Origin of the sequence: Nocardiopsis changdeensis (assembly GCF_018316655.1) — a bacterium.
GTDB classification, from domain to species: domain Bacteria; phylum Actinomycetota; class Actinomycetes; order Streptosporangiales; family Streptosporangiaceae; genus Nocardiopsis; species Nocardiopsis changdeensis.
On sequence record NZ_CP074133.1, the window covers coordinates 3151501 to 3171967 of the forward strand.

Sequence of the window (20467 nt, forward strand, 5' to 3'; positions counted from 1 at the left end):
CCCCGGGAATGTCGCACCGACGGCCGTCCGGGCGCGCCTGCGCCCGGCCGCGGACCGGCGGCGGTGCGGACGGGCCTTCCGCGGCCCCGCCCGCACCGCCGCCGCGCGTCACTCCCGGTCGGCGCCGCCGTAGGCGTCGGCCTGGAGCGTGTACAGCTCCCGGTACCGGCCCGGCACCGCCATCAGCTCGGCGTGGGTGCCGTGCTGGATGATGCGGCCGTCGTCCAGGACGTAGATGCGGTCCGCCGTCCGCACCGAGGCCATGCGGTGGGTGATGAGCACGACCGCCGCCCCGGTGCGGGCGGCGTGCTCGCCGATGGTGGTGAAGAAGCGGGCCTCGGCGCGGGCGTCCAGCGCCGAGGTGGGCTCGTCGGCGATGAGCAGGTCGGCGGTGCGGTAGAAACCCCGCGCCCCGGCGATGCGCTGCCACTGCCCTCCGGACAGGTTCACGCCGCTGGCGAAGGTGGTGTCCAGCAGGGTGTCCCACCCCCTGGCCAGGTCGTTGACGACCTCGTCGGTGCCGCTGAGCCGGGCCGCCTCCTCCAAGCGGGCGGGGTCGCAGCCCTGGGCCATGGTGACGTTGCGGCGGGCGGTCATGGGCCAGCGGGTGTGGTCCTGGATGATGACGCTGATCCGCTCGCACACGGCCGGCCCGATAGCGGTGAAGTCGGCGCTGTTCCAGGTGACCCCGCCCTCCTGGGGGCTGTAGAGCCCGCCGAGCAGCCGGGCGAGGGTGGACTTGCCGGACCCGTTCTCGCCCACCAGGGCGACGGTCTCACCTTTGTCGACGTGCACGCTCACCCCGCGCAGGGCGGGTTCCTCACCGGTGGGGTAGGTGAAGACCGCGTCGCGCACCTCCAGCCGTTCCAGCCGGGCCGGGGGCGGCGCGGTGGGAGCGGGCGGCAGGGCGGCCCGTGCCAGCGTGCAGTACTCGGTGAAGTCCGCGAAGTACAGGCCGCACTCGTACACCCTGTTCAACGTGTAGAGGAGCTGCTGCATCTGCCCCTGGGTGCGCTGTAGCGCGAGCACCGCGGTGCCCACCGCCGCCAGCGGCATCGCCCCGGTGACGAGCAGGACGCCCAGGGCGGTGTAGGTCAGGGCGGTCGCCGCCCCGGAGATGATGCCGCCCACGGCGCGGGTGCGGGTCTGGGACCAGGCCACCGCCAGCATGGTCTCCCGCTCGCGGTCGGCCAGGGATCCGTAGTCGGCCATCAGCGAGTCGCGCATGGTGTAGGAGCGCAGTTCCGCGGCCGAGTCCCGGGAGGCCATGCGGTCGCCGAGGATCCACCGCCGCCGGCGCCCGGTGCTGAGCCTGCGCTGGGCCTCGTACTCCATCCGCGCCGCCCGGGTGGCCGCCCACCCGGTGGGCACGACGCTGACCAGCAGCAGGGGCAGCAGCAGCGGGTGGAGCACGGCGAGGACCCCGCCCAGGGAGAGCAGGGAGACGAGTCCGGTCAGCCCGTCCAGGGTGGCGGTGACCATGCGGGGCACCTCGTACATGCCGCGGTCGCGGGCCCGGTACATCGCGTCGGCCCACTCCTCGTCGTCGAACGCGATGAGCCGGGCCTGGGTGGTGAGGTCGAACAGCTCGGTCTCGACGATGCGTTCGGTCTGGGTGCTCAACCGGGACAGGGCCAGTTCCGACACGAGCCGGACGGCCAGGGACAGGGCGGCGACCCCGGCCACCACGGCCACCGCCGGAAGTGCCGCCCGCACCCGGGCGGTGATGGGGCCCTCGGCCAGCAGGGCGTCGAGCACCCAGGTCACCGAGACCAGGCTGACCGCGGCCAGGACGGCGGCGACGGTGCTGGCCCCCAGGGCGAGGAGCAGGTCGCGGCGGTTGGCGCGCCAGGCCCACCCGACGGCGGCCGCGGTCAGGGAGGGCATGCGGGTCAGCTTGGTCCACAGGCTCGTGCGCTGGAGTTCGTCGGCGAAGAAGTTCCACTTGGGAGCGGCGAGGTCCTCCTCCGAGCCGGTGTCGGAGGGGGTGGCGGCTCCGGGCGCTCCGGTCTCGGCCGCCGGTTCGGGATCGGTGGATCGGCTGCGGGATCGACGCATAGGGCTCCTCGCGGATTCGGGGGCGTCGGCCGTGTGATCCTGCCTCCGGGGGACCGGTGTCCGCCACGGGTTTTCGGGGCGGGGGAGGGTTGTGGTGGGGCCGGATCCGCGGTCGCGGGCGCGGCGGCGGAGCGGGGCCACCGGCGCTGCGGGCGGGGGCGGTCGCACCCGCCCGCGGGAAATCCCGGTGATCGGTGCGGTCCGGATCCGCGGGGGAATCGGCCCGGGCGCGAACGCCGCGCTCGCCTGTCCGCCGTAGCCGTGTGCCCGTCGTGCCCGCCCGTCCGTCAGGACTGCCCGTCGGTCGGGCCTGTCTTTCCATCGTGCCTGTGTGTCGGCCGTGCCTGCCTGTCTGCGTGTCCGCCGAGGCCGTGTGTTTCCCGAACTTGCCTGTCCCGCGGTGCCCGGGTGTCCGCCGTAGCCGCGTGACGGCCGTGCCGGACCGTCCGCCGCGCCTGCCTGACTGCCGCGCTCGCCTGTCCGCCCTGGCCGCCCGTGTGGCCGGAGGCTGTAGACCCTGGGCGAGGCCGTACCTGGGTGTCCGTCGTGGCCGCGTGAACGCAGCGCTCGCCTGTCCGCCGGGGGAGGGGCCCGCGGCCCGGGCCGGGAGTGGGCCCGGTCGTGCGGGGGCGCAGGGGGCAGGGAAGCCCGGGGCGGCCCGGGTGCCGGGGAGGACGGTCGCCCTGCCTGCCAGGGAGACGCCGTGTCTGAAATGCCGGAAATCTACCCCGTAAAGGTGGCGGTTCCCTTCACCCGCCCGGGCTCCGGCACTGCCCCAAGCTCTGGCACTGCCCCAGGACCCTGCACCGCCCCCGAACCCGCCCCCGCCTCACACCCCGCGCCGCTCCGCCGCCAGCACCCGCAGACCCGCCGCTGCGTACGGGGCGACGGCCTCGCCCGCCCGGTCGCGGCCCGCCCCCGTGGCGCCCTGGCGGGCGCGGTACTCGATGCCCTGGGCGATGACCGCCAGCTTCAGGTGGGCCAGGCCCAGGTGGAACGCCCAGTGCTCCAGGTCCCGGCCCGAGGCGTCGGCGTACATCTGCGCCAGCGCGTCGGCGTCGGGCAGGCGCTCGCTGTTCCACGCCGCGGGCTCGCCCAGCACCAGGTCCAGCCCCGGCGTCCGGTACACGCACATCATCGCCGCGTCCGCCAGGGGGTCGCCCAGGGTGGACAGCTCCCAGTCCACCACCGCCCGCACCTTGGAGGGGTCGCCGTGGTCGAGCATGACGTTGTCGATGCGGTAGTCGCCGTGCACGACCGCGTGCGCGGAGGAGTCCGGGACCGACTCCGACAGCAGCCCGTGCAGCCGGTCCAGGTCGGGCAGGTCCCCGGTGCGGACCCGCCGCCACTGGCGGCCCCACAGGTCCACCTGGCGGCGCAGGTACCCGTCCGGCCGCCCGGCCAGGCCGGTGGCCCGGTGGTCGACGGCGTGCAGCGCGGCCAGCACCCGCACCAGGGCGTGCGCGCAGTCGGCGACCGCGCGGTCGTCCCAGTCAGCCAGCTGGTCGCGGGTGCGCACCACCCGCGCGTCCACGTACTCCACCAGGGAGAACGGCGCGCCCAGGACCCGCGGGTCCTCGCACAGGGCCACGGCCCCGGCCACCGGGACGCCGGTGTCCCGCAGGGCGGCCACGGTCCGGTACTCGCGCCCCATGTCGTGGGCCGAGGGGGTCAGCCCGGCCGTCGGCGGGCGGCGCAGCACCCAGCGGGGGCCGGCCGCGTCGTCGATCCGGTAGGTCAGGTTGGACTTGCCGCCGGAGAGCGGTACGGCCCGCAGCGGGCCGGGGACGCCCAGGAAGGCGGCGAGGGCGGCGGTGTCCAGGGCCGGAGCGGTCACCGGGCCCGGGCCCCCTTCACGACGCGGGCGGCGATCGACCAGCGGTGCACCTCGGAGGGCCCGTCGTAGATCCGGAAGGGCCGCACCTCGCGCAGCAGCCGGGCCAGCGGCAGGTCGTCGCTGACGCCCAGGCCGCCGCAGAGCTGGACCGCCCGGTCGACCACCCGGTGGATGGCCTCGGCGGCGAACGTCTTGGCGACGGAGGTGGAGGTGCGCGCGTCGGCCCCGGTGTCCAGCTCCCAGCAGGCCCGGACCAGCAGGGCGCGGGTGGCGGCCAGGTCGATCTCGTTGTCGGCGATGAGCTGCCGGGCCAGGCCCAGGTCGCCCAGGCGGGAGCCGAACAGCTCGCGCTCGGCGGCCCGGGCGGCGGCGATGTCCTGGGCGCGCTGGGCGCTGCCGAGCCAGCGCATCACGTGGGTCATCCGGGCCGGCCCCAGGCGCACCTGCGCGTTGTGGAAGCCCTGGTCGACCTCGCCCAGGACGTTCTCGTCGGGGACGAACAGGCTGTCGAAGGCGACCTCGCAGTGGCCGCCGAGCATGGAGGTGTCCATGGTGCGCACGTGGCGTCCCACGGTGAGTCCGGGCGCGTCGGCGGGGGAGAGGAACATGGTGGCGCCGCCGCGGTCGCCGGGGGAGCCGGAGGTGCGGGCCATGATGATGAGGAACCCGGCGCCGTCGGCCCCGGTGATGAAGGTCTTGCGGCCGTCGACGCGCCAGCCGCCGGGGACGCGGGTGGCGGTGGTGGCCAGGGCGGAGGGGTCGGCGCCCGCGCCGGGGGCGGGTTCGGTCATGGCGAACGCGGAGCGGACCCGGCCGCGGCAGAGCGGCTCCAGGAAGCGCTCGCGCTGGTCGGGGGTGGCGACGTGGTCCAGCAGGTGGACGTTGCCCTCGTCGGGGGCGGCGATGTTGAGGGCCAGGGGGCCGAAGACGGAGTGCCCGGCGGCCTCGAACACGGGGGCGCGGTCGCGCATGTCGAGGCCGTGGCCGCCGTACTCGCGGGGGACGTGCGGGGCGAAGACCCCGGCGGCGCGGGCCCGTTCCTGCATCCGTTCGCGCAGGGCCTCGCCGCCGCGGGCGATGTCGCCCCCGTGCTCCTCCTCCAGGGGGAGGATCTCGTCGCGGACGAAGGCCAGGGTGGCCCGGGTGAGGTCGGCCGCGGCGGGGGTGGGCTGAAGGTCGATCACGTGGAGCCTCCCTTACCACCGAGCGATCGCTCGGTCGGTGTTGGTGGGCACAGCGTGGCACGGCCCCCGCGGCGGCGTCAACGCGCGCCGACGGTGGCCCGGCACAGGGTCAGGTAGTGGTCCACGACCTCGTCGGGGGAGAGCTCCCCGTCGGGGCGGTACCAGGAGGCGACGGCGACGCACATGGTGGTCACGGCGCGGCCGGCGTCCTTGGGGTAGGGGGTGGTGAACACGCCCTCCCGCGCCCCGTCGCGCACGGCGTCGTCGACCATGCGCTGCTGCTCGTCGCGCAGCGCGATGTAGGCCTCGCGTACGTCGGGGTCCATGCCGCGGATCTCGGTGGAGGCGACGAACGCCTGGTCGCGCCGGTGCATGTGGAAGCGCAGCAGGCACTCGACGAGGTTGTCGAACCGGAGCCCGGGGTCGTCCCCGGCCTCGGCGGCCGCCCGGCGGGTGTGGTCGAGGAGCTCGCGCATCACCGTCATCACCAGGCCCTCCAGGAGCGCCTGCTTGGACGGGTAGTGGTGGTACAGGCCGGGCACGGACAGCCCGGCCCGCTCGGCGATCCGCCGGATGGTGGTCCCGTGGTACCCCTGCTCGACGAAGCAGTGCAGGGCCGCCGCCAGGGGGGCGGACAGCCGCTGCTCGCCGAACGAACGCCAGGACTCCGTCAACGTGTCCCTCGCTTCCTCGTGGTCCGTCGCCAGCACGTTATCGGTGCCGCGGACGGGGTGGGCGGGCGCCGCCGGGGTGTTGACAGCGCCGGTGTGATCCACAACACTACAGGCGACCGAGCGATCGTTCGGTCGGTACCCCGGACGTCGACGTTCCCGCAGAGAGAAGGGCCGCGACATGCCATCCGACCTCCCCCGGACCCCCGACACCCTCCCCGGGGCCTGGCGTCGCCGCGTCGAGGCCTCGCCCGACGCCCCGGCCATCGCCTACTTCGACCGGGTGCTCACCGCACGCGAGGCCGACGACCTCTCGGACGCCATCGCCTCCGCCCTCGCCGAGCGCGGGGTCGGCCGCGGCGACCGCGTGGGCGTGCGCCTCCAGAACATCCCGCAGTACGCGCTCGTCCTGCTCGCCCTGTGGAAGCTCGGCGCCGCGGCGCTGCCCGTCAACCCCATGTACCGGGGCGAGGAGCTGCGGCGCCTGGTCGACGACGCCGCGCCGGTCGGGATCGTGTGCGCCGACACCGACCACCCCGGGGTGCGCGGGGCGCTGGCCGGAAGCCCCGTGCGCTGGGTGCTGGGCACCAGCGACCGCGACCTCCAGGGGCGCGACGACCCGCGGGTGCTGACGGCGGAGCGGGCCGCGCCCCCGCCCGACGGCGACCTCATGGAGCTGGCCCGCGCGCACGCCGGGCGGCGGCCGCCCGCGACCGGGGTCGGCCCCGGCGACGTCGCCCTACTCACCTACACCTCCGGCACCACCGGGCCGCCCAAAGGCGCGATGAACACCCACGCCAACGTCCTGGCGGTGACCTCCACCTTCGGCCGCCACGTGGACCTGCGCCCCGGCGACGCCGTGCTGGCCCTGGCGCCCCTGTTCCACATCACCGGCGCGGTCATCAACGCCGCCCTGGCCCTGGTGCACGACACCCTGCTGGTCTTCGCCCACCGCTTCCGGGCCGACGTCGTCCTGGAGGCGCTGGCCGAGCACCGCGTCACCTTCACCATCGGGTCGATCACCGCGTTCAACGCCCTGTACGACCACCCCGACGCCCGGCCCGCGCACTTCCGCAGCGTGCGCGCCCTCTACTCCGGGGGCGCGCCCATCCCGCCCTCCACCGTCGAGCGCTTCCGGGAGCGGTTCGGGGTGTACATCCACAACGCCTACGGCATGACCGAGACCAGCTCGGGCGTCATCGCGGTCCCGCTCGGCCGCGAGGCCCCGGTGGACCCGGTCGGCGGGTCGCTGTCCATCGGCCTCCCGCTGCCCGGCGTCACCGCGCGCGCCGTGGACTCCGGTGGGAACCCGGTCCCGCCGGGGGAACAGGGCGAGCTGGAGATCTCGGGGCCGTCCGTGGTCCCCGGCTATCGGGACCGGCCCGAGGAGACCGCCGCCGCCTTCCCCGGCGGTCGGCTGCGCACCGGCGACGTCGCCGTCATCGACGGGGACGGGTGGGTGTACCTGGTGGACCGGCTCAAGGACCAGATCAACGTGTCCGGCTACAAGGTCTGGCCGCGCGAGGTCGAGGACGTTCTGCACCGCCACCCCGCCGTGTTCGAGGCCGCCGTCGTCGGCCGCCCCGACCCCTACCGGGGCGAGTCCGTCGTCGCCTACGTCTCCCTCGCCTCCGGGGCGCGGGCGACCGGCGAGGAGCTGGCCGGATTCGCCCGCGAGCACCTGGCCGCCTACAAGCGGCCGCGCGAGGTCCACATCGTCGAGACCCTGCCCAAGACGCCCACCGGCAAGATCCGCCGGCGGGCGCTGCGGGACACCCCCGTTCCCACCACCCCCTCAGGAGGCGGCGCATGAGCGTCACCGTCCCGGCGCCCGGCGCCGCGTCCCTGCGTTCGAAGAAGAAGTCCCTGCTGGCCAGCACGGTCGGCAACGTCCTGGAATGGTACGAGTGGAGCGCCTACGCGGTCTTCGCGCCTTTCATTGCAGTTGTGATGTTCGACCAGGGCGACCCGCTGTCGGCGCTGCTGTCCACCCTGGCGGTGTTCGCCGTCGGGTTCCTCATGCGGCCGCTGGGCGGCATCGTGTTCGGGCGGATCGCCGACCGGCGCGGACGCAAGTTCGTGCTGGTCACGACCATGCTCATGATGGCGGTGGGCAGCCTGGTCATCGGCCTGATGCCCACCTACGCCACGATCGGGGCGTGGGCGTCCCTGGTGCTGCTGGCCGCCCGGGTGCTCCAGGGGTTCGCGCACGGCGGTGAGTCGGCCACCGCCTACTCCTACGTGGGCGAGATCGCCCCGCCGCACCGGCGCGGCATGTGGGGCAGCGTCGCGTTCATCGCGATCTTCGGCGGGTCGGTCATCGCCTACACCCTGGGCGGCGTGCTCACCTCGGCGCTGTCGGAGTCGGCGGTCGGGGAGTGGGGCTGGCGGGTGCCGTTCCTGCTGGGCGCGCTGCTGGCGCTGGTCGCGCTGTACCTGCGGCGGGACATGGACGAGAGCGACGTCTTCGAGGCCGACCGGGACCGGGGCGGGGACACGGGCCCGGCCCCCGAGCGCATGTCGCGGGCGGGCCTGGTGCGCGCCGTCCTGGTGATGATCGCCATGGTCTCGGGCATCACCGCCGCCCACTACACGTGGACCTCCTACGTCTCCACCTACGCCATCACCCAGCAGGGCATGGACCCGGGCACCGCCTACTGGATGTCGGTGGCCGCGCAGGTGATCGCGCTGGTGTCGCTGCCGTTCTGGGGGCTGCTGTCGGACCGGGTCGGGCGCCGGCCGATGCTGCTGTTCTTCGCGGTGCTGATGTTCGCCCTCCAGTACCCGCTCACCCGGATGATCACCGACCAGGGGTGGACGCTGCTGGTGGCGACCTCGGTGGCGCTGCTGGTGGTGTCGGCCCCGGCGGCGATCCTCTCGGCGATCCTGTCGGAGAGCTTCCCGACCCGGGTGCGCACGCAGGGGATCGGGTTCGCCTACTCGCTGTCGGTGGCGGTGTTCGGCGGGACGGCGCCCTACCTCAACCAGCTGTTCGGGAACCTGGGCGCGGGCTGGGTGTTCGGTGTGTACATCATGGCGCTGTGCGCGCTGACCGGCCTGTCGTGCCTGTTCATCCGCGAGACCAGGGGCATGGAGCTCACACGGGAGTGAGCGCCGGCGCCCCGCGGGCCCGTCCCCGGCCGGGGACGGGCCCGCGCCGTGTCAGGGGCCCGCCGGCGCAGCGGCCCCGGGGTGGCGGCCACGTCCACGGGGTTCTCGGCCGGGGCGCGCGGCTGTTCCGGCGCGGGCTCGGCTCCGCGCCGGAACAGTCGCGCGACGCGGGGCGAGGGGACCGGCCGGGAGGGGGCCGCAGTAGCGTTGTGCACCACGCGGACCGGGAGCACGGTGCGCGGTGCGCCGGCACGACACGGCCCGGTTCGCACAGGGTGGTAGAGGCGCGCCGAACGGAGGAGAGCGGTACATGGCCGGTGGGCGGACAGAGGTGGAGCACCTGGACGTGCTCGTCGTCGGGGCGGGCATCTCCGGGATCGGGGCCGCGCGGTACCTGAAGGAGCACCACCCCGGAAAGCGGTTCGCGGTCCTGGAGGCCCGGGCGGCCGTCGGGGGGACCTGGGACCTGTTCCGGTACCCGGGCGTCCGCTCGGACTCGGACCTGCACACCTTCGGCTACGAGTTCAAGCCGTGGCGGGACCACCAGGCCATCGCCGACGCCGACCGCATCCTGGCGTACCTGCGGGAGGCGGTCGAGGAGAACGGCCTGGGGCCGCACATCCGGTACCACCACCGGGTGCTGGGCGCCGAGTGGTCGAGCGAGCGGGCGCGGTGGCTGGTGGAGATCGAGCGCACCGACACCGGTGAGCGGCTGCGGCTGAGCGCCGGGTGGCTGTTCAGCGCCTCCGGCTACTACCGCTACGACGAGGGCTTCACCCCGCGCTTCGAGGGCCGCGAGCGGTTCGCCGGCACGGTCGTGCACCCCCAGCACTGGCCGCGGGACCTGGACTACGCGGACGGAAAAGTCGCGGTGATCGGCAGCGGGGCCACCGCGGTCACGCTGGTCCCGGCGATGGCGCGCGAGGCCGGGCACGTCACCATGGTGCAGCGCACGCCCACGTACATCATGCCGGTGCCGCGCGGGGACGCCCTGGCCGACCGGCTGCGCAGGGTCTTCGGTGACGAGCGGGGCCACCGGATGGCACGGCGTAAGAACATCTGGAAGAGCGCCCTGGTCTGGAGGTTCTGCCGGCGCTTTCCCAAGGCGGCGCGCGGGCTCATCCGCCGGGTGACGGTCGCGCAGCTGCCCGCCGGGTACCCGGTGGACGAGCACTTCTCCCCGCCCTACGACCCCTGGGACCAGCGGCTGTGCGCGGCGCCCGACGGCGACTTCTTCCGGGCGGTCCGCTCGGGGCGGGCGTCGGTGGTGACCGACCGGATCGCCTCCTTCACGGAGAAGGGGCTGCTGCTGGAGTCGGGGCGGGAGGTGGAGGCCGACGTCGTCGTCACCGCCACCGGCCTGAACCTCCGGCTGTTCGGCGGTGTGGAGCTGACGGTGGACGGCGCGCCGGTGCGCCTGCCCGACACGGTGGCCTACAAGGGGATGATGCTGTCGGGGGTGCCCAACCTGGCGTTCGCGGTCGGGTACACCAACACGTCCTGGACGCTCAAGGTCGGCCTGCTGTGCGAGCACTTCTGCCGCCTGCTGGAGCACATGGACGCCCGCGGGTACGACATCTGCGTGCCCGAGCCCTCGGATCCGGGGATGCCCACGCGCCCGCTGCTGGACTTCGCGGCCGGGTACGTGCGGCGGTCGGTGGCGGAGCTGCCCCGCCAGGGCGACCGCGCCCCGTGGCTGACCTCCACGGGCTACACCGAGGACGTGGCACTGCTGCGGGCGGACCGGGTGGCCGACCCCGAACTGCGCTTCGCGAGGGCGGCGGCGCCGGTGCGGACGGAGGCGTCGGCGTGACGGGGGAGGACCGGTTCGCCGACCTGTCGGACGGCACGCGGATCTGCTACCGCGTCCAGGGGCCGCCGGAGGGGGTCCCGGTGCTGCTCATCGCGGGCCTGGGACTGGACCTGACGTCCTGGCCCCGGCGGATGGTCGACGGGCTCCTGGACCGGGGCGCGCGGGTGGTCGCCTTCGACAACCGGGACGCGGGCCGCTCCACGCGGGTGCCGACGCCGTCGCCGTCCCCCTTGCACAGCGTGCTGGGTCGGCCGCGCCCGGACTCCTACGACCTGGGCGCCATGGCCGCGGACACCGTGGGCCTGCTGGACCACCTGGGCATCGAACGCGCCCACCTGGTGGGGATGTCGATGGGCGGCATGATCGGGCAGACCCTCGCGGCCCGCCACCCCGACCGGACGGCGTCGCTCACGTCGGTCTTCTCCACCACGGGGGAGCGGCGGGTGGGCCGGGTGGCGTGGTCGAGCCTGGCCCGCATGGGCGGGCGCCCGGCGCGCACGGTCGAGGAGTCGGTGCGCAAGCACCTGGCGTTCCTGCGGCACATCGGGTCGGCGGTCTTCCCGCCGGACATCGACGAGGAGGTCGCCTGGGCGCGGGGCCTGTGGGAGCGGGCCGGGGGAGTGCGGGCCCGCAGCGGGGTGCCGCGGCAGATCGGGGCCATCCACGCCTCGGGGGACCGGACCCGGGAGCTGGCGCGGATCGGCGCCCCCACGCTCGTGGTGCACGGGGACGTGGACCTCATGGTGCACCCCAGCGGCGGGCGGGCCACCGCGCGGGCCGTGCCGGGGGCCAGGTTCGTGGAGATCGGGGGGATGGCCCACCACCTGGCCCCGGGGGTGGTGGATCGGCTGGTGGACCTGGTCCGGGACCACACGGCCCGCGCCGGGGGCTGAGCCCGGGGGCCGGTGCGCGCGGCGCGCACCGGCCCCGGCGGGTCAGGGGGCGACGCCGCTCAGCTCGTTGGGGGTCTCCTCCAGGGTGGTCGACGCGGTGACCTCGCCGGTCTCCAGGTTCAGGGCGTGGACCTGGCGGGTGGCGGTGTCGGTCACGTAGGCGGTGCCGCCGCGGACGAAGAGGGCCGGGCGCGGCTGCTGCCACTCCAGCGGCTCCTCCCAGGCGTCCATCAGCTCGATGGAGTCGGTGAGCTCGGCGGTCTCGGGGTCGATGACGTGCAGGGAGCCGTCGGTGCCCAGGACCAGGGCCTCGTCCCCGGGGCCGCGGCCCAGGGAGCGGAAGGTGTAGCTGGAGGGCAGCTCGACCAGGGTGAGCGAGGCGTCGGAGGTGTCGATCAGGGAGACCTGCTCGGGGCGCTCCAGTTCGGCGTCCGGGTCGGTCTTGTAGTCGCCCAGGACGATGGGCGAGGTGTCGGATCCGGCCTGGTTGCCGATGCGGCCGTAGTCGTGCTCGGCGTCGACCTTGGTGAACCCGTCGTCGCCGTAGACCAGGACGCCGTCCTCGCAGCCGATGACGATGGTGTCGCCCTCGGCGGCGGCCTCGCCGTGGACGCCGGGGCAGTCCTCGCTGCGGGCGATCTCCTCGCCGTCGGCGTCCAGGACGAGGGCGCCGGTGCGCTCCTCCTCGGTGCCGATGGTGAGCAGGAGTTCGCCGTTCTCCCGTTCGACGGCCACCCCGTGGTGGGCCTCCTCGGCGGTGTGGGTCTCGGCGTCCTCGGGGATCCCGTCGCCCAGGGCGTCGGAGTCGAAGGCGGTGATCTCGCCGCTGCCGTCGGCGAACAGCACGGTGCGCCCGGCGTGGCGGACGACGTGGCCGGGGGTGTCGGCCGCGAACACGGTGTCGGTCAGCTCGCCGGCGGCGGCGTCCAGGACCTGGAAGCCCTCGGAGGTGGAGACGAACACGTGGCGGTCGTCCCCGGCGGGGTTGAGCCGGTTGAAGCCCTCGATCTCGATGTCTTGGGCGACCTCCAGGGTGTCGCCGTCCAGGACGTAGATGCCGCCGTCGTAGGTGACCGCGATCGGGTTCGCGATGGCGGCCTCGGCGGGGGAGGCGTCCGTGGAGGCCTGCTCGGCCCCGCCGTCCTGGCCGGCCGAGCAGGCGCTCAGCAGCAGTCCGGCGGAGAGGGCGACGGGCAGGGCCGCCCGTGCCGCGGTGCGGGGTGATCTCATGGTGTTTCGATCCTTGTGTCGTTCTCTTGCGGGGACGGGTGTTCTCCGGGGCGCGGGGCGCCGCGGGCGGGGGGCAGGGGTCAGGGCGCGGTGAGGCCGTCGACGATGGCCTCGGTGTTGGCGCGCATCATGTCCAGGTAGGTGGGCGCTCCGCCGTCCGGGCCGGTCAGCGATTCGGAGTAGAGCGGGATGACGTCGATCTCCACGCCGGCCTGCTCGGCCATGACCGTGGCCAGCCGGTCGGGCTGGGAGGAGTCGGCGAACACCGCCCGCACGCCGGCGGCCTCGACCGCTTCGGCGAGGGACTGCAGGTCCGAGGCGCTGGGGGAGGCCAGGGTGGTGCCGGAGGGGATGACCGCGCCGATGACCTCGAAGCCGTAGCGGTCGGCGAGGTAGCCGAAGACGTGGTGGTTGGTCACCAGCCGGCGCTCCTCGCGGGGGATCGCGTCGAACTCGGCGGTCATCCACTCGTCCAGTTCGGCCAGCTCCCCGCCGTAGGCCTCGGCGTTGGCGCGGACCGCCTCGGCGTCGACGCCGTCGACCCGCTCCACGACCTGTTCGGCGATGAGGTCCACGGCGGCGGCGACCCGTGCGGGGTCGGTCCAGAAGTGGGGGTCGGGTTCGCCCTCGCTCTCGTCGGAGGTGTAGGGCAGCGGGTCGACGGCCTCGCCCACCGCCAGGACGGGGACGCCCGCCTCCTCGGCGGCGGCCACGTTGCGGGCCACGCCCTCCTCCAGGCCCAGGCCGTTGTGCACCACCAGGGCGGCGCCCTCGATGAGCGCGGCCTCCTGGGCGGAGACCCCGAAGGAGTGGGGGTCGGCGTCGGGCTTCATCAGGACGGTCACCTCGGCCTGGTCGCCGACCACCGCGCGGGTGAGGTCGCCGAGGATGTTGGTGGTGACCACGATCCCCTCGCCGGGGCCGTCGCCGGCGGAGCAGGAGGAGAGGCCGAGGGCGGCGGCCAGGGCCAGGGCGAGCGCCGCGGTGCGCGGCCGGGTGCGGGGGCTGCTCATCGGTTCACCGTCCGGTCTCGACCATGTGGTGGGGCGCGACCTCGGTCTCGAAGGTGCGTGCCACGCGCAGGTCGTCGTTGTAGTCGATCTCGTGGACCCGTCCGGCGTGCGCGTCGTTGACGTAGGCCCGGGAGGTGTCCACCTGGAGGGTCGGGGGGTGCTCGGCGTCGACCCGCTCCAGGAGGTCGGTGCGGGCGCGTTCCTCGCCGGTGGCGGGGTCCAGGGCGTGCAGGGCCCCGTCCTCGGTGAGGGCGAGTACGGAGGCGCCCTCGCCGACCGCCGTCGCCGTGACGACGCCGGGCAGCTCCCAGTGGTCCCAGCGCCGTTCGGCGAGGTCGAGCACGAGGACGGTGTCCGGGGCGGGGACCGCCGCCAGGGCCGCGGCCCCGGGCCGGTGGTGGAACCCGGCGACGGCGGCCCCGGCCGGCAGGCCGTCGGGGTAGGGGAGGGGCTCCGCGGTCAGGGCGCCGTCGTCCTCGGTGACCACGAGCGCGCCGTCCGCGCAGCCCAGGACGAGGCCGCGGCGGGTGTCGGCCCATGCCCCGGGGTCGGCGCACTCCTCGCCCAGGGTCTCCAGGGGTCCGCCGTCCCGGTCCAGGACCTGTACGGGGCCGTCCTCGGCCACGATCAGCCGCTCGGCGTAGGGGAGGGTCAGGCCGGCCGCCCGCGGGTCGGCGGCGGCAGCGGCGGCGGTCCCGTCCTCCAGGGAGGGCCGGTCCAGCAGCGCGAGCGTGCCGTCGGCGCCGTTCAGGGCGGTGAGGGCGGTGTCGGTCGCCGCGCTCGCGGCGGTGATGTCGGCGGTCCCGGCCGTGCGGATCTCCGCCCGGTAGTAGTGGGAGTGGTCGCCGTGGTCGACGGTCCACACGCCGCTGTCGACGACGGAGGTCGTCCGTTCATCGGATGACGACAGGTACGCGAACCGCCCGTCGCCGGTGATCCCGTCGACGGGGCCGACGGGGTCCAGCAGGGTGGACTCCTCGGTGATCAGGTCCAGGACCTGGATCCGGCCCTCGTCGTCGGCCAGGACCAGGCGCGACTGGGGCTCGGCGGCCTCTTCAGCCCCCTCGACGTAGCCGTGCGGGGTCGGCTCGGCGTCCGCGGGCGGCTCCTCCTGCGGCGCGGGGCCGCATCCGGCGAGCAGCGCGGCGGCGAGCAGCCCGGCGCCCGACGCCGGGAGCCGGCCTCTGCGGTGGGTGCGGATCATGACGCGTTCGACCTTTCGTCCGTGTGCAGGGGTGCGGGGGGATCGTCGTCGGGGGGAGTGGGGCCGCCGCCGGGCCGGAGCCGGGACAGGGCGGCCGAGCAGAAGAAGAGGGCCACGGCGGTGGCCGAGATGCTGGCCCCGGCCGCGGTGCCCCAGTGCCAGGACACGAGCAGACCGACGAAGGTGGCGGTGCAGCCCAGTACGGCGGCGCCGGCCATGATCGCGGGGATGCTCCTGGCCCAGAGCGCGGCCGCGGCCGGAGGGGCGATGAGCAGGCCGAAGACGAGCAGGGTGCCGACCACGTGGAACGAGGCGACCACCGCCAGGGTGATGAGGCCGAGCATGGCGGCGTGCGCGGCCCGGGGGGCCAGGCCCAGGGTCGTCGCCTTGCGCGGGTCGAAGGCCAGGGCGGTGAAGGAGCGGTGTCCCAGGACCGCGACGGGGAGGGCCACCAGCAGGGCCAGGGCGAGCAGGACCAGGTCCTGCTCCCGCACGGCCAGGACGTCGCCGAACAGGAAGCCGGTGAGGTCGACGGCGAAGGACCCCGAGTGGGAGACGATGATCACCCCCGCCGAGAGCATGCCGACGAAGAGCAGGCCGATGCTCGTGTCCTGGGACAGGCGCGGCGAGCGGTTCAGCGCGGTGACCCCCAGCGCCATCCCGGCCGCGGCCGCGGCAGCGCCGACGAACAGGTTGCCGCCCAGCAGCGAGGCCAGGGCGACCCCGGGGAGCATTCCGTGGGACATCGCGTCCCCCAGGAAGGCCATCCCGCGCAGCACCACCCAGGTTCCGGCCAGTGCGCAGATGAGGGACACGAGGACGCCTCCCCACAGCGCACGCTGCACGAAGACCACCTCGAAGGGGGCGAATAGGGCTTCCATGCCGGGCACTCTATAATGAAAACCGTTTTCACTACCAAATCGGAGGTGGGCATGACCTCGGACGGGGCCGGTACGGCAGGGGCGCCGGCGGTCGAACTGGCGGACGTGTACGCGGGCCACGGCGGCCGCGACGTCCTGCGCGGCGTCACCCTGGCGCTCCCCGCGGGGACGGTGACCGCCCTGGTGGGGGCCAACGGCTCGGGCAAGTCCACGCTGCTGTCCGTCATGGCCGGGGTCCTGGCCCCGCGGACCGGGAGTGTGAGCCTGGGCACGCCGCGCCGCCCCGCCCTCGTTGTGCAGCGCAGCGCGGTCTCCGACGCGCTGCCCATCACGGTGCGGGAGACCGTGGAGATGGGCAGGTGGGGGCTGCGGGGGCCGTGGCGCAGGCTGACCCGCCGGGACCGGGAGGAGGTCGGGGCGTGCATGGAGCGGCTGGGGGTCGCCGACCTGGCCCGGCGGCAGCTGGGCGAGCTGTCCGGCGGGCAGCGCCAGCGGGTCCTGCTGGCCCAGGGGCTGGCCCAGGAGGCGGACCTGCTCCTGCTCGACGAGCCCGCGACCGGCCTGGACGCGGACTCCCGCGCCCGGATCGGGGAGGTGCTGGAGCAGGAGCGCGCCCGCGGGGTCACCGTCGTGCACGCCACGCACTCCGAACGCGAGGCCGCGCGCGCCGACCTCGTCCTGCGGATGCGGGGCGGGCTGCCCCGGGAGGCCGGCGGGGCGCTCGCCCAAAGGTGAGGCGCGGGTCAAGCTTTCCCCGGTCCGCCGCCACCGAGGTTCCCCGCGGAGGGTGTTCTCTGATCGACTGGTCCCTGTGCGGCCGGTCCGCCGCGCGGCCGCGGAGCGGTGCGGCGGCGGGCCGGCGCGGGACCGACCGAGCCCCTGGGGGAGCGATGGCGACGCGACACCTCGTACACGAGGACCACACCCACGAGCACGGTGCCTCCTGCGGGCACGTGGCGGTGCCCCACCAGGGGCACGTGGACTACGTGCACGACGGGCACCTGCACCACGGCCACGAGGGCCATTGGGACGAGTGCGCGCACGAGGGGCACGCCGTCCACGAGGACCACGACCACCGGCACGGGGAGGGGTGCGGGCACGTGGCGGTGCCCCACCAGGGGCACGTGGACTACGTGCACGACGGGCACCTGCACCACGGCCACGAGGGCCATTGGGACGAGTGCGCGCACGAGGGGCACGCCGTCCACGAGGACCACGACCACCGGCACGGGGAGGGGTGCGGGCACGTGGCGGTGCCCCACCAGGGGCACGTGGACTACGTGCACGACGGGCACCTGCACCGCGAGCACGACGGCCACTGGGACGAGCACTCCACCGGTCCCTGACCGGGGCACGGGGCCCGGCGGGCCACGGGGGGCGGAACGGCTGTTCCGCCCCCTTTCGCGTGCTCCGGGCGCGCGGCCCCGGGGCGACCGAGGGGCTGGAGCCGCGGGCGGTGGATCCGTCCCGTTTCGCGGAGGTCTATACTCATGAAACGAAAACCGTTTTCATTGTCCGCATGGCCGGGGTGCGCCCCCACCCGGCCGGACGCGCCCCCGCACCGCCCCCACGGCCCCGGAGAGGAACCCCCGACCCATGAGCACGCGCAGCCCGCACCGCGCCGGGCTCCCCGCGCCACCGCCCCCGGCCGCCCGGCCCGGACGGCGGCGGCGCGGCCTCCCCGCCGCGCTCCTCCTGGCGGCCGCCCTCGTGGCCGTGATCCTGGCCTCGGCCGCCACCGGGGCGGTCGACCTGACCCCGCTGGACGCCGCCCGGCTGCTGCTGGGGCACCTCGTCCCGGGCATGCCCTGGATGACCGACGGCACCTACACCGTGCTCCAGGACCAGGCGGTGTGGGGCTTCCGGCTCCCCCGGGCCCTGCTCGCCGCCCTGGCCGGGGCCTCCCTGGCCCTGGCGGGCGCGCTCATGCAGGCCGTCGTGCACAACCCGCTCGCCGAGCCGTACGTCCTGGGCGTCTCCTCCGGGGCGGGCGTCGGCGCGGTCCTGGTCGTCGTGGGCGGGGCCGTCGGCGGCCTGTCGCTCTCGACGGCGGCCTTCGCCGGGGCCGCCGCGGCCACCGCCGCCGTCTACTTCATCGCCCGCAGGCACGGCCGCATCGCCCCGCAGCGGCTCATCCTCGCCGGGGTCGCGCTCGGCGCCCTGTTCAGCGCCGTCACCAGCTACCTCACCCTGACCACCGAGGCGCAGAACGTCTTCAGCGTCATGTTCTTCCTGCTCGGCTCGGTGTCGGCCGCCACCATGGGGTCCCTGCTCGCGCCCGCCCTGGCGCTGCTCGCCGCGCTCGTCGTCGTCGGCGCCAACGTGCGCGGGATCAACGCCCTGCTCGCGGGCGACGAGGCCGCCACCTCCCTTGGCGTCTCCGTGGACCGGCTGCGCACCGTCCTGCTGCTGGTCTCCGCACTCCTGGTGGGCGCCGTCGTCTCGGTGAGCGGCAGTATCGGCTTCGTCGGCCTGATCATCCCGCACATCGCGCGCATCCTCGTGGGCACCGACCACCGGGTCATGCTCCCGGTGAGCGTGCTCGGCGGCGCCGTCTTCCTGGCCGCCGCCGACCTGATGGCCCGCACCGTCGCCGCACCGGTGGAGGTCCCCCTGGGCATCCTCACCGCCGTGGTCGGCGCCCCCTTCTTCCTGTGGCTGCTGCGGCGCGACCGCGCCTCGACCGTGGGGATGGACCGGTGAGGGTCGTACTGGAGGGGGTCTCCGTGGTACGGGGGAGCCGCACCGTGGTCCACGACGTCTCCGTCGAGGCGGCCCCCGGATCGGTCCTGGGCGTCCTGGGCACCAACGGCAGCGGCAAGTCCACGCTGCTGCGCACCGTGTGCCGGGTGCTGCGCCCCAGCACCGGGCGCGTGCTGCTCGACGGCGACGACGTGCGCGACCTGCGGCCGCGCGAGGTCGCCCGCCGCGTCGCCGTGGTCGCCCAGGACTCCCACGAGGACTTCGGGATCACCGCCCTGGAGTCCGTCCTGCTGGGCCGCACCCCCCACCACCGCGGGTTCTCCCCCGACACGGACCGGGACCTGGACATCGCCCGGGAGGCGATGGACCGGGTCGGCGTGCTCGGCCTGGCCGGCCGCCAGGTCGCGGAACTGTCCGGGGGAGAGCGCCAGCGGGTCCTGCTGGCCCGGGCGATCACCCAGCAGGCCCGGGTGCTCGTCCTGGACGAGCCCACCAACCACCTGGACACCGCCCACCGGCTCGAACTCATGGACCTCATCGGCGAGCTCGGGCTGACCACCCTCATCGCCCTGCACGACCTCGACCTGGCCCTGGCCCACTGCGACCGGGTCGCCCTGCTCGTCGAGGGCCGCCTGGACAGGTCCGGCACCCCCGCCGAGGTCCTCACCCCCGACGTCCTGCGCGACCGCTTCCGCGTCGACGCCGACATCGTCCACGGCCCCCGGCGGCCGCACCTGCTCCTGCACGGCGTGGCCCGCCCCGCCGCCCCCGACACCCTCACGGAAGGAACCGCATGAACCGGCAGCACACGACCCGGCGGCACGTATCCCGGGGGCGCCGCCCCCTCACCGCTCTCGCCCTCCTCACGGGCACCGCCCTGGCCCTGAGCGCCTGCGGGACCTCGGTGGAGCCCGTGCCCGCGGCAGGGGAGGAGGCCGGCCGGGGGTACCCCGTCACCGTCGAGAACTGCGGCAGGGAGCTGACGTTCCAGTCCGCGCCCGAGAGCGTTGTCGGCCTGAGCCCCTCCCAGACCGAGCTCCTCGTCGAACTCGGGCTGGCGGACCGCCTCGTCGGCCAGGCCCAGGTCGCCCACCACGAGCTCGACGAGGACATCACCGCGCAGCTCACCGATGTGCCCGTGCTCAGCGAGGAGGCCCCGCCCGCCCGGGAGGACCTGCTCGGCGCGGCCCCCGACTTCGTCTACTCGCCCACGGACTACGAGTTCACCGCCGAGCAGGGCTTCGCCAGCATCGAACAGCTCGCCGGCGCCGGGGCCGAGGCCTACACCGCCACCGGCGGCTGCTCCGACCGCCGGGCCGCCGGCACGGTCGACGACCTGTTCACCGACATCGCCGACCTCGGCCTGGTCTTCTCCGTCACCGAGCGGGCCGAGGAGCTCTCCGAGCAGGGGCGCGCACGGCTGGAGGAGGTCGCCGGCACCGTCGAGGGGGCCGAGCGGCCGAGCGTCGCCCAGCTCTACGTCGAGGGGACGACCCTCTCCGCGATCGGCGGCGGCGTGGAGTACGACATCATCGACCGCGCCGGCGGCGACAACGTCTTCGAGCGCGACGAACCCGCCTTCGCCGAGTTCTTCGCCGCCGTCGTCACCCCGGAGGAGATCACCTCGCGCGACCCCGAGGTCATCGTGTTCTCCGTCAACGACGCCGAGCACGAGGCCGCCACCCGCGCGTACCTGGCCGAGACCTTCCCCGACGTGTCGGCCGTCGCCCGGGACCGGCTCGTCGCGGTGCCGAACTCGGACCTGTTCCCCGGGACCCTGGGCAACATCGACGCGGTCGAGCGGATCGCCGCCGAACTGCACCCCGACCTGTTCTGACCGGTCCCGTCCGCCACCGGCCCCCTACCGCA

The 20467-nt window shown here is 74.9% G+C and carries 17 protein-coding genes; 9 read left to right on the plus strand and 8 right to left on the minus strand.

All coding sequences use genetic code 11. The features are described 5' to 3' along the window. Positions 1-108 precede the first annotated feature (108 nt). The 4 genes from KGD84_RS14120 to KGD84_RS14135 all read right to left on the minus strand — a co-directional run bounded on the left by KGD84_RS14120 (position 109) and on the right by KGD84_RS14135 (position 5753). A complete protein-coding gene (locus KGD84_RS14120) occupies positions 109-2058 on the minus strand; it encodes an ABC transporter ATP-binding protein (RefSeq protein WP_220560796.1) in 1950 nt (649 codons plus the stop codon). A gap of 829 nt (positions 2059-2887) precedes the next feature. Beyond that, positions 2888-3895: a phosphotransferase family protein gene (locus tag KGD84_RS14125; protein ID WP_220560797.1), complete on the minus strand. Its 1008-nt coding sequence runs from the start codon at positions 3893-3895 to the stop codon at positions 2888-2890. Further along, the gene (locus tag KGD84_RS14130; RefSeq protein ID WP_220560798.1) at positions 3892-5079 is read right to left on the minus strand and encodes an acyl-CoA dehydrogenase family protein; all 1188 of its coding nucleotides are present in this window, start codon (positions 5077-5079) and stop codon (positions 3892-3894) included. Before KGD84_RS14130 ends, KGD84_RS14125 begins: the two co-directional genes overlap by 4 nt. A 77-nt stretch (positions 5080-5156) precedes the next feature. Further along, on the minus strand, positions 5157-5753 hold the full coding sequence (locus KGD84_RS14135; protein ID WP_220560799.1) for a TetR/AcrR family transcriptional regulator: 597 nt from the start codon (positions 5751-5753) through the stop codon (positions 5157-5159). A 178-nt stretch (positions 5754-5931) separates the two neighbouring features. On the opposite strand from KGD84_RS14135, the gene KGD84_RS14140 reads away from it, so the two are divergent. From KGD84_RS14140 to KGD84_RS14155, 4 genes are all read left to right on the plus strand, one after another. Continuing rightward, positions 5932-7563 (plus strand): class I adenylate-forming enzyme family protein, encoded by a 1632-nt coding sequence (locus KGD84_RS14140; RefSeq protein WP_220560800.1) that lies wholly within the window; start codon positions 5932-5934, stop codon positions 7561-7563. Continuing rightward, positions 7560-8861: an MFS transporter gene (locus KGD84_RS14145; RefSeq protein WP_255646536.1), complete on the plus strand. Its 1302-nt coding sequence runs from the start codon at positions 7560-7562 to the stop codon at positions 8859-8861. Before KGD84_RS14140 ends, KGD84_RS14145 begins: the two co-directional genes overlap by 4 nt. Before the next feature lie 310 nt (positions 8862-9171). Beyond that, entirely contained in the window at positions 9172-10674 is a 1503-nt protein-coding gene (locus tag KGD84_RS14150) for a flavin-containing monooxygenase (RefSeq protein ID WP_220560801.1), read from the plus strand. Beyond that, the gene (locus KGD84_RS14155) at positions 10671-11567 is read left to right on the plus strand and encodes an alpha/beta fold hydrolase (RefSeq protein ID WP_220560802.1); all 897 of its coding nucleotides are present in this window, start codon (positions 10671-10673) and stop codon (positions 11565-11567) included. Before KGD84_RS14150 ends, KGD84_RS14155 begins: the two co-directional genes overlap by 4 nt. Before the next feature lie 42 nt (positions 11568-11609). Here the strand turns inward: KGD84_RS14155 and aztD are convergent, their stop codons facing one another. From aztD to aztB, 4 genes are all read right to left on the minus strand, one after another. Then, a complete protein-coding gene (gene aztD, locus KGD84_RS14160) occupies positions 11610-12797 on the minus strand; it encodes a zinc metallochaperone AztD (RefSeq protein WP_220560804.1) in 1188 nt (395 codons plus the stop codon). A gap of 80 nt (positions 12798-12877) precedes the next feature. Beyond that, entirely contained in the window at positions 12878-13810 is a 933-nt protein-coding gene (gene aztC / locus KGD84_RS14165; RefSeq protein ID WP_220560805.1) for a zinc ABC transporter substrate-binding protein AztC, read from the minus strand. Between the two features lie 4 nt (positions 13811-13814). Next, entirely contained in the window at positions 13815-15014 is a 1200-nt protein-coding gene (locus KGD84_RS14170) for an ABC transporter (RefSeq protein ID WP_220560806.1), read from the minus strand. Further along, entirely contained in the window at positions 15011-15895 is an 885-nt protein-coding gene (gene aztB / locus KGD84_RS14175; protein ID WP_220560807.1) for a zinc ABC transporter permease AztB, read from the minus strand. Before aztB ends, KGD84_RS14170 begins: the two co-directional genes overlap by 4 nt. Before the next feature lie 51 nt (positions 15896-15946). On the opposite strand from aztB, the gene aztA reads away from it, so the two are divergent. The 5 genes from aztA to KGD84_RS14200 all read left to right on the plus strand — a co-directional run bounded on the left by aztA (position 15947) and on the right by KGD84_RS14200 (position 20435). Beyond that, positions 15947-16630 carry a zinc ABC transporter ATP-binding protein AztA gene (gene aztA / locus KGD84_RS14180; protein ID WP_220560808.1) on the plus strand — a complete coding sequence of 228 codons (684 nt, stop codon included), beginning with the start codon at positions 15947-15949 and terminating at the stop codon, positions 16628-16630. Positions 16631-16785: 155 nt separating this feature from the next. Then, positions 16786-17241 (plus strand): hypothetical protein, encoded by a 456-nt coding sequence (locus KGD84_RS14185; protein ID WP_255646538.1) that lies wholly within the window; start codon positions 16786-16788, stop codon positions 17239-17241. A gap of 250 nt (positions 17242-17491) precedes the next feature. Next, positions 17492-18598 (plus strand): FecCD family ABC transporter permease, encoded by a 1107-nt coding sequence (locus tag KGD84_RS14190; protein WP_220560809.1) that lies wholly within the window; start codon positions 17492-17494, stop codon positions 18596-18598. Next, positions 18595-19395, plus strand: coding sequence for an ABC transporter ATP-binding protein (locus KGD84_RS14195; RefSeq protein ID WP_220560810.1), 801 nt, complete (start codon positions 18595-18597; stop codon positions 19393-19395). The genes KGD84_RS14190 and KGD84_RS14195 overlap by 4 nt, the downstream gene beginning before the upstream one ends. Next, positions 19392-20435 (plus strand): ABC transporter substrate-binding protein, encoded by a 1044-nt coding sequence (locus tag KGD84_RS14200; protein WP_220560812.1) that lies wholly within the window; start codon positions 19392-19394, stop codon positions 20433-20435. Before KGD84_RS14195 ends, KGD84_RS14200 begins: the two co-directional genes overlap by 4 nt. Positions 20436-20467: the final 32 nt, after the last annotated feature.

Coding starts and splice junctions, on each gene's coding strand:
- KGD84_RS14120 (WP_220560796.1), bottom strand. CDS start 2,058: ATGCGTCGATCCCGCAGCCGATCCACCGATCCCGAACCGGCGGCCGAG.
- KGD84_RS14140 (WP_220560800.1), top strand. CDS start 5,932: ATGCCATCCGACCTCCCCCGGACCCCCGACACCCTCCCCGGGGCCTGG.
- KGD84_RS14145 (WP_255646536.1), top strand. CDS start 7,560: ATGAGCGTCACCGTCCCGGCGCCCGGCGCCGCGTCCCTGCGTTCGAAG.
- KGD84_RS14150 (WP_220560801.1), top strand. CDS start 9,172: ATGGCCGGTGGGCGGACAGAGGTGGAGCACCTGGACGTGCTCGTCGTC.
- aztD (WP_220560804.1), bottom strand. CDS start 12,797: ATGAGATCACCCCGCACCGCGGCACGGGCGGCCCTGCCCGTCGCCCTC.
- aztC (WP_220560805.1), bottom strand. CDS start 13,810: ATGAGCAGCCCCCGCACCCGGCCGCGCACCGCGGCGCTCGCCCTGGCC.
- KGD84_RS14170 (WP_220560806.1), bottom strand. CDS start 15,014: ATGATCCGCACCCACCGCAGAGGCCGGCTCCCGGCGTCGGGCGCCGGG.
- aztB (WP_220560807.1), bottom strand. CDS start 15,895: ATGGAAGCCCTATTCGCCCCCTTCGAGGTGGTCTTCGTGCAGCGTGCG.
- aztA (WP_220560808.1), top strand. CDS start 15,947: ATGACCTCGGACGGGGCCGGTACGGCAGGGGCGCCGGCGGTCGAACTG.
- KGD84_RS14185 (WP_255646538.1), top strand. CDS start 16,786: ATGGCGACGCGACACCTCGTACACGAGGACCACACCCACGAGCACGGT.
- KGD84_RS14190 (WP_220560809.1), top strand. CDS start 17,492: ATGAGCACGCGCAGCCCGCACCGCGCCGGGCTCCCCGCGCCACCGCCC.
- KGD84_RS14200 (WP_220560812.1), top strand. CDS start 19,392: ATGAACCGGCAGCACACGACCCGGCGGCACGTATCCCGGGGGCGCCGC.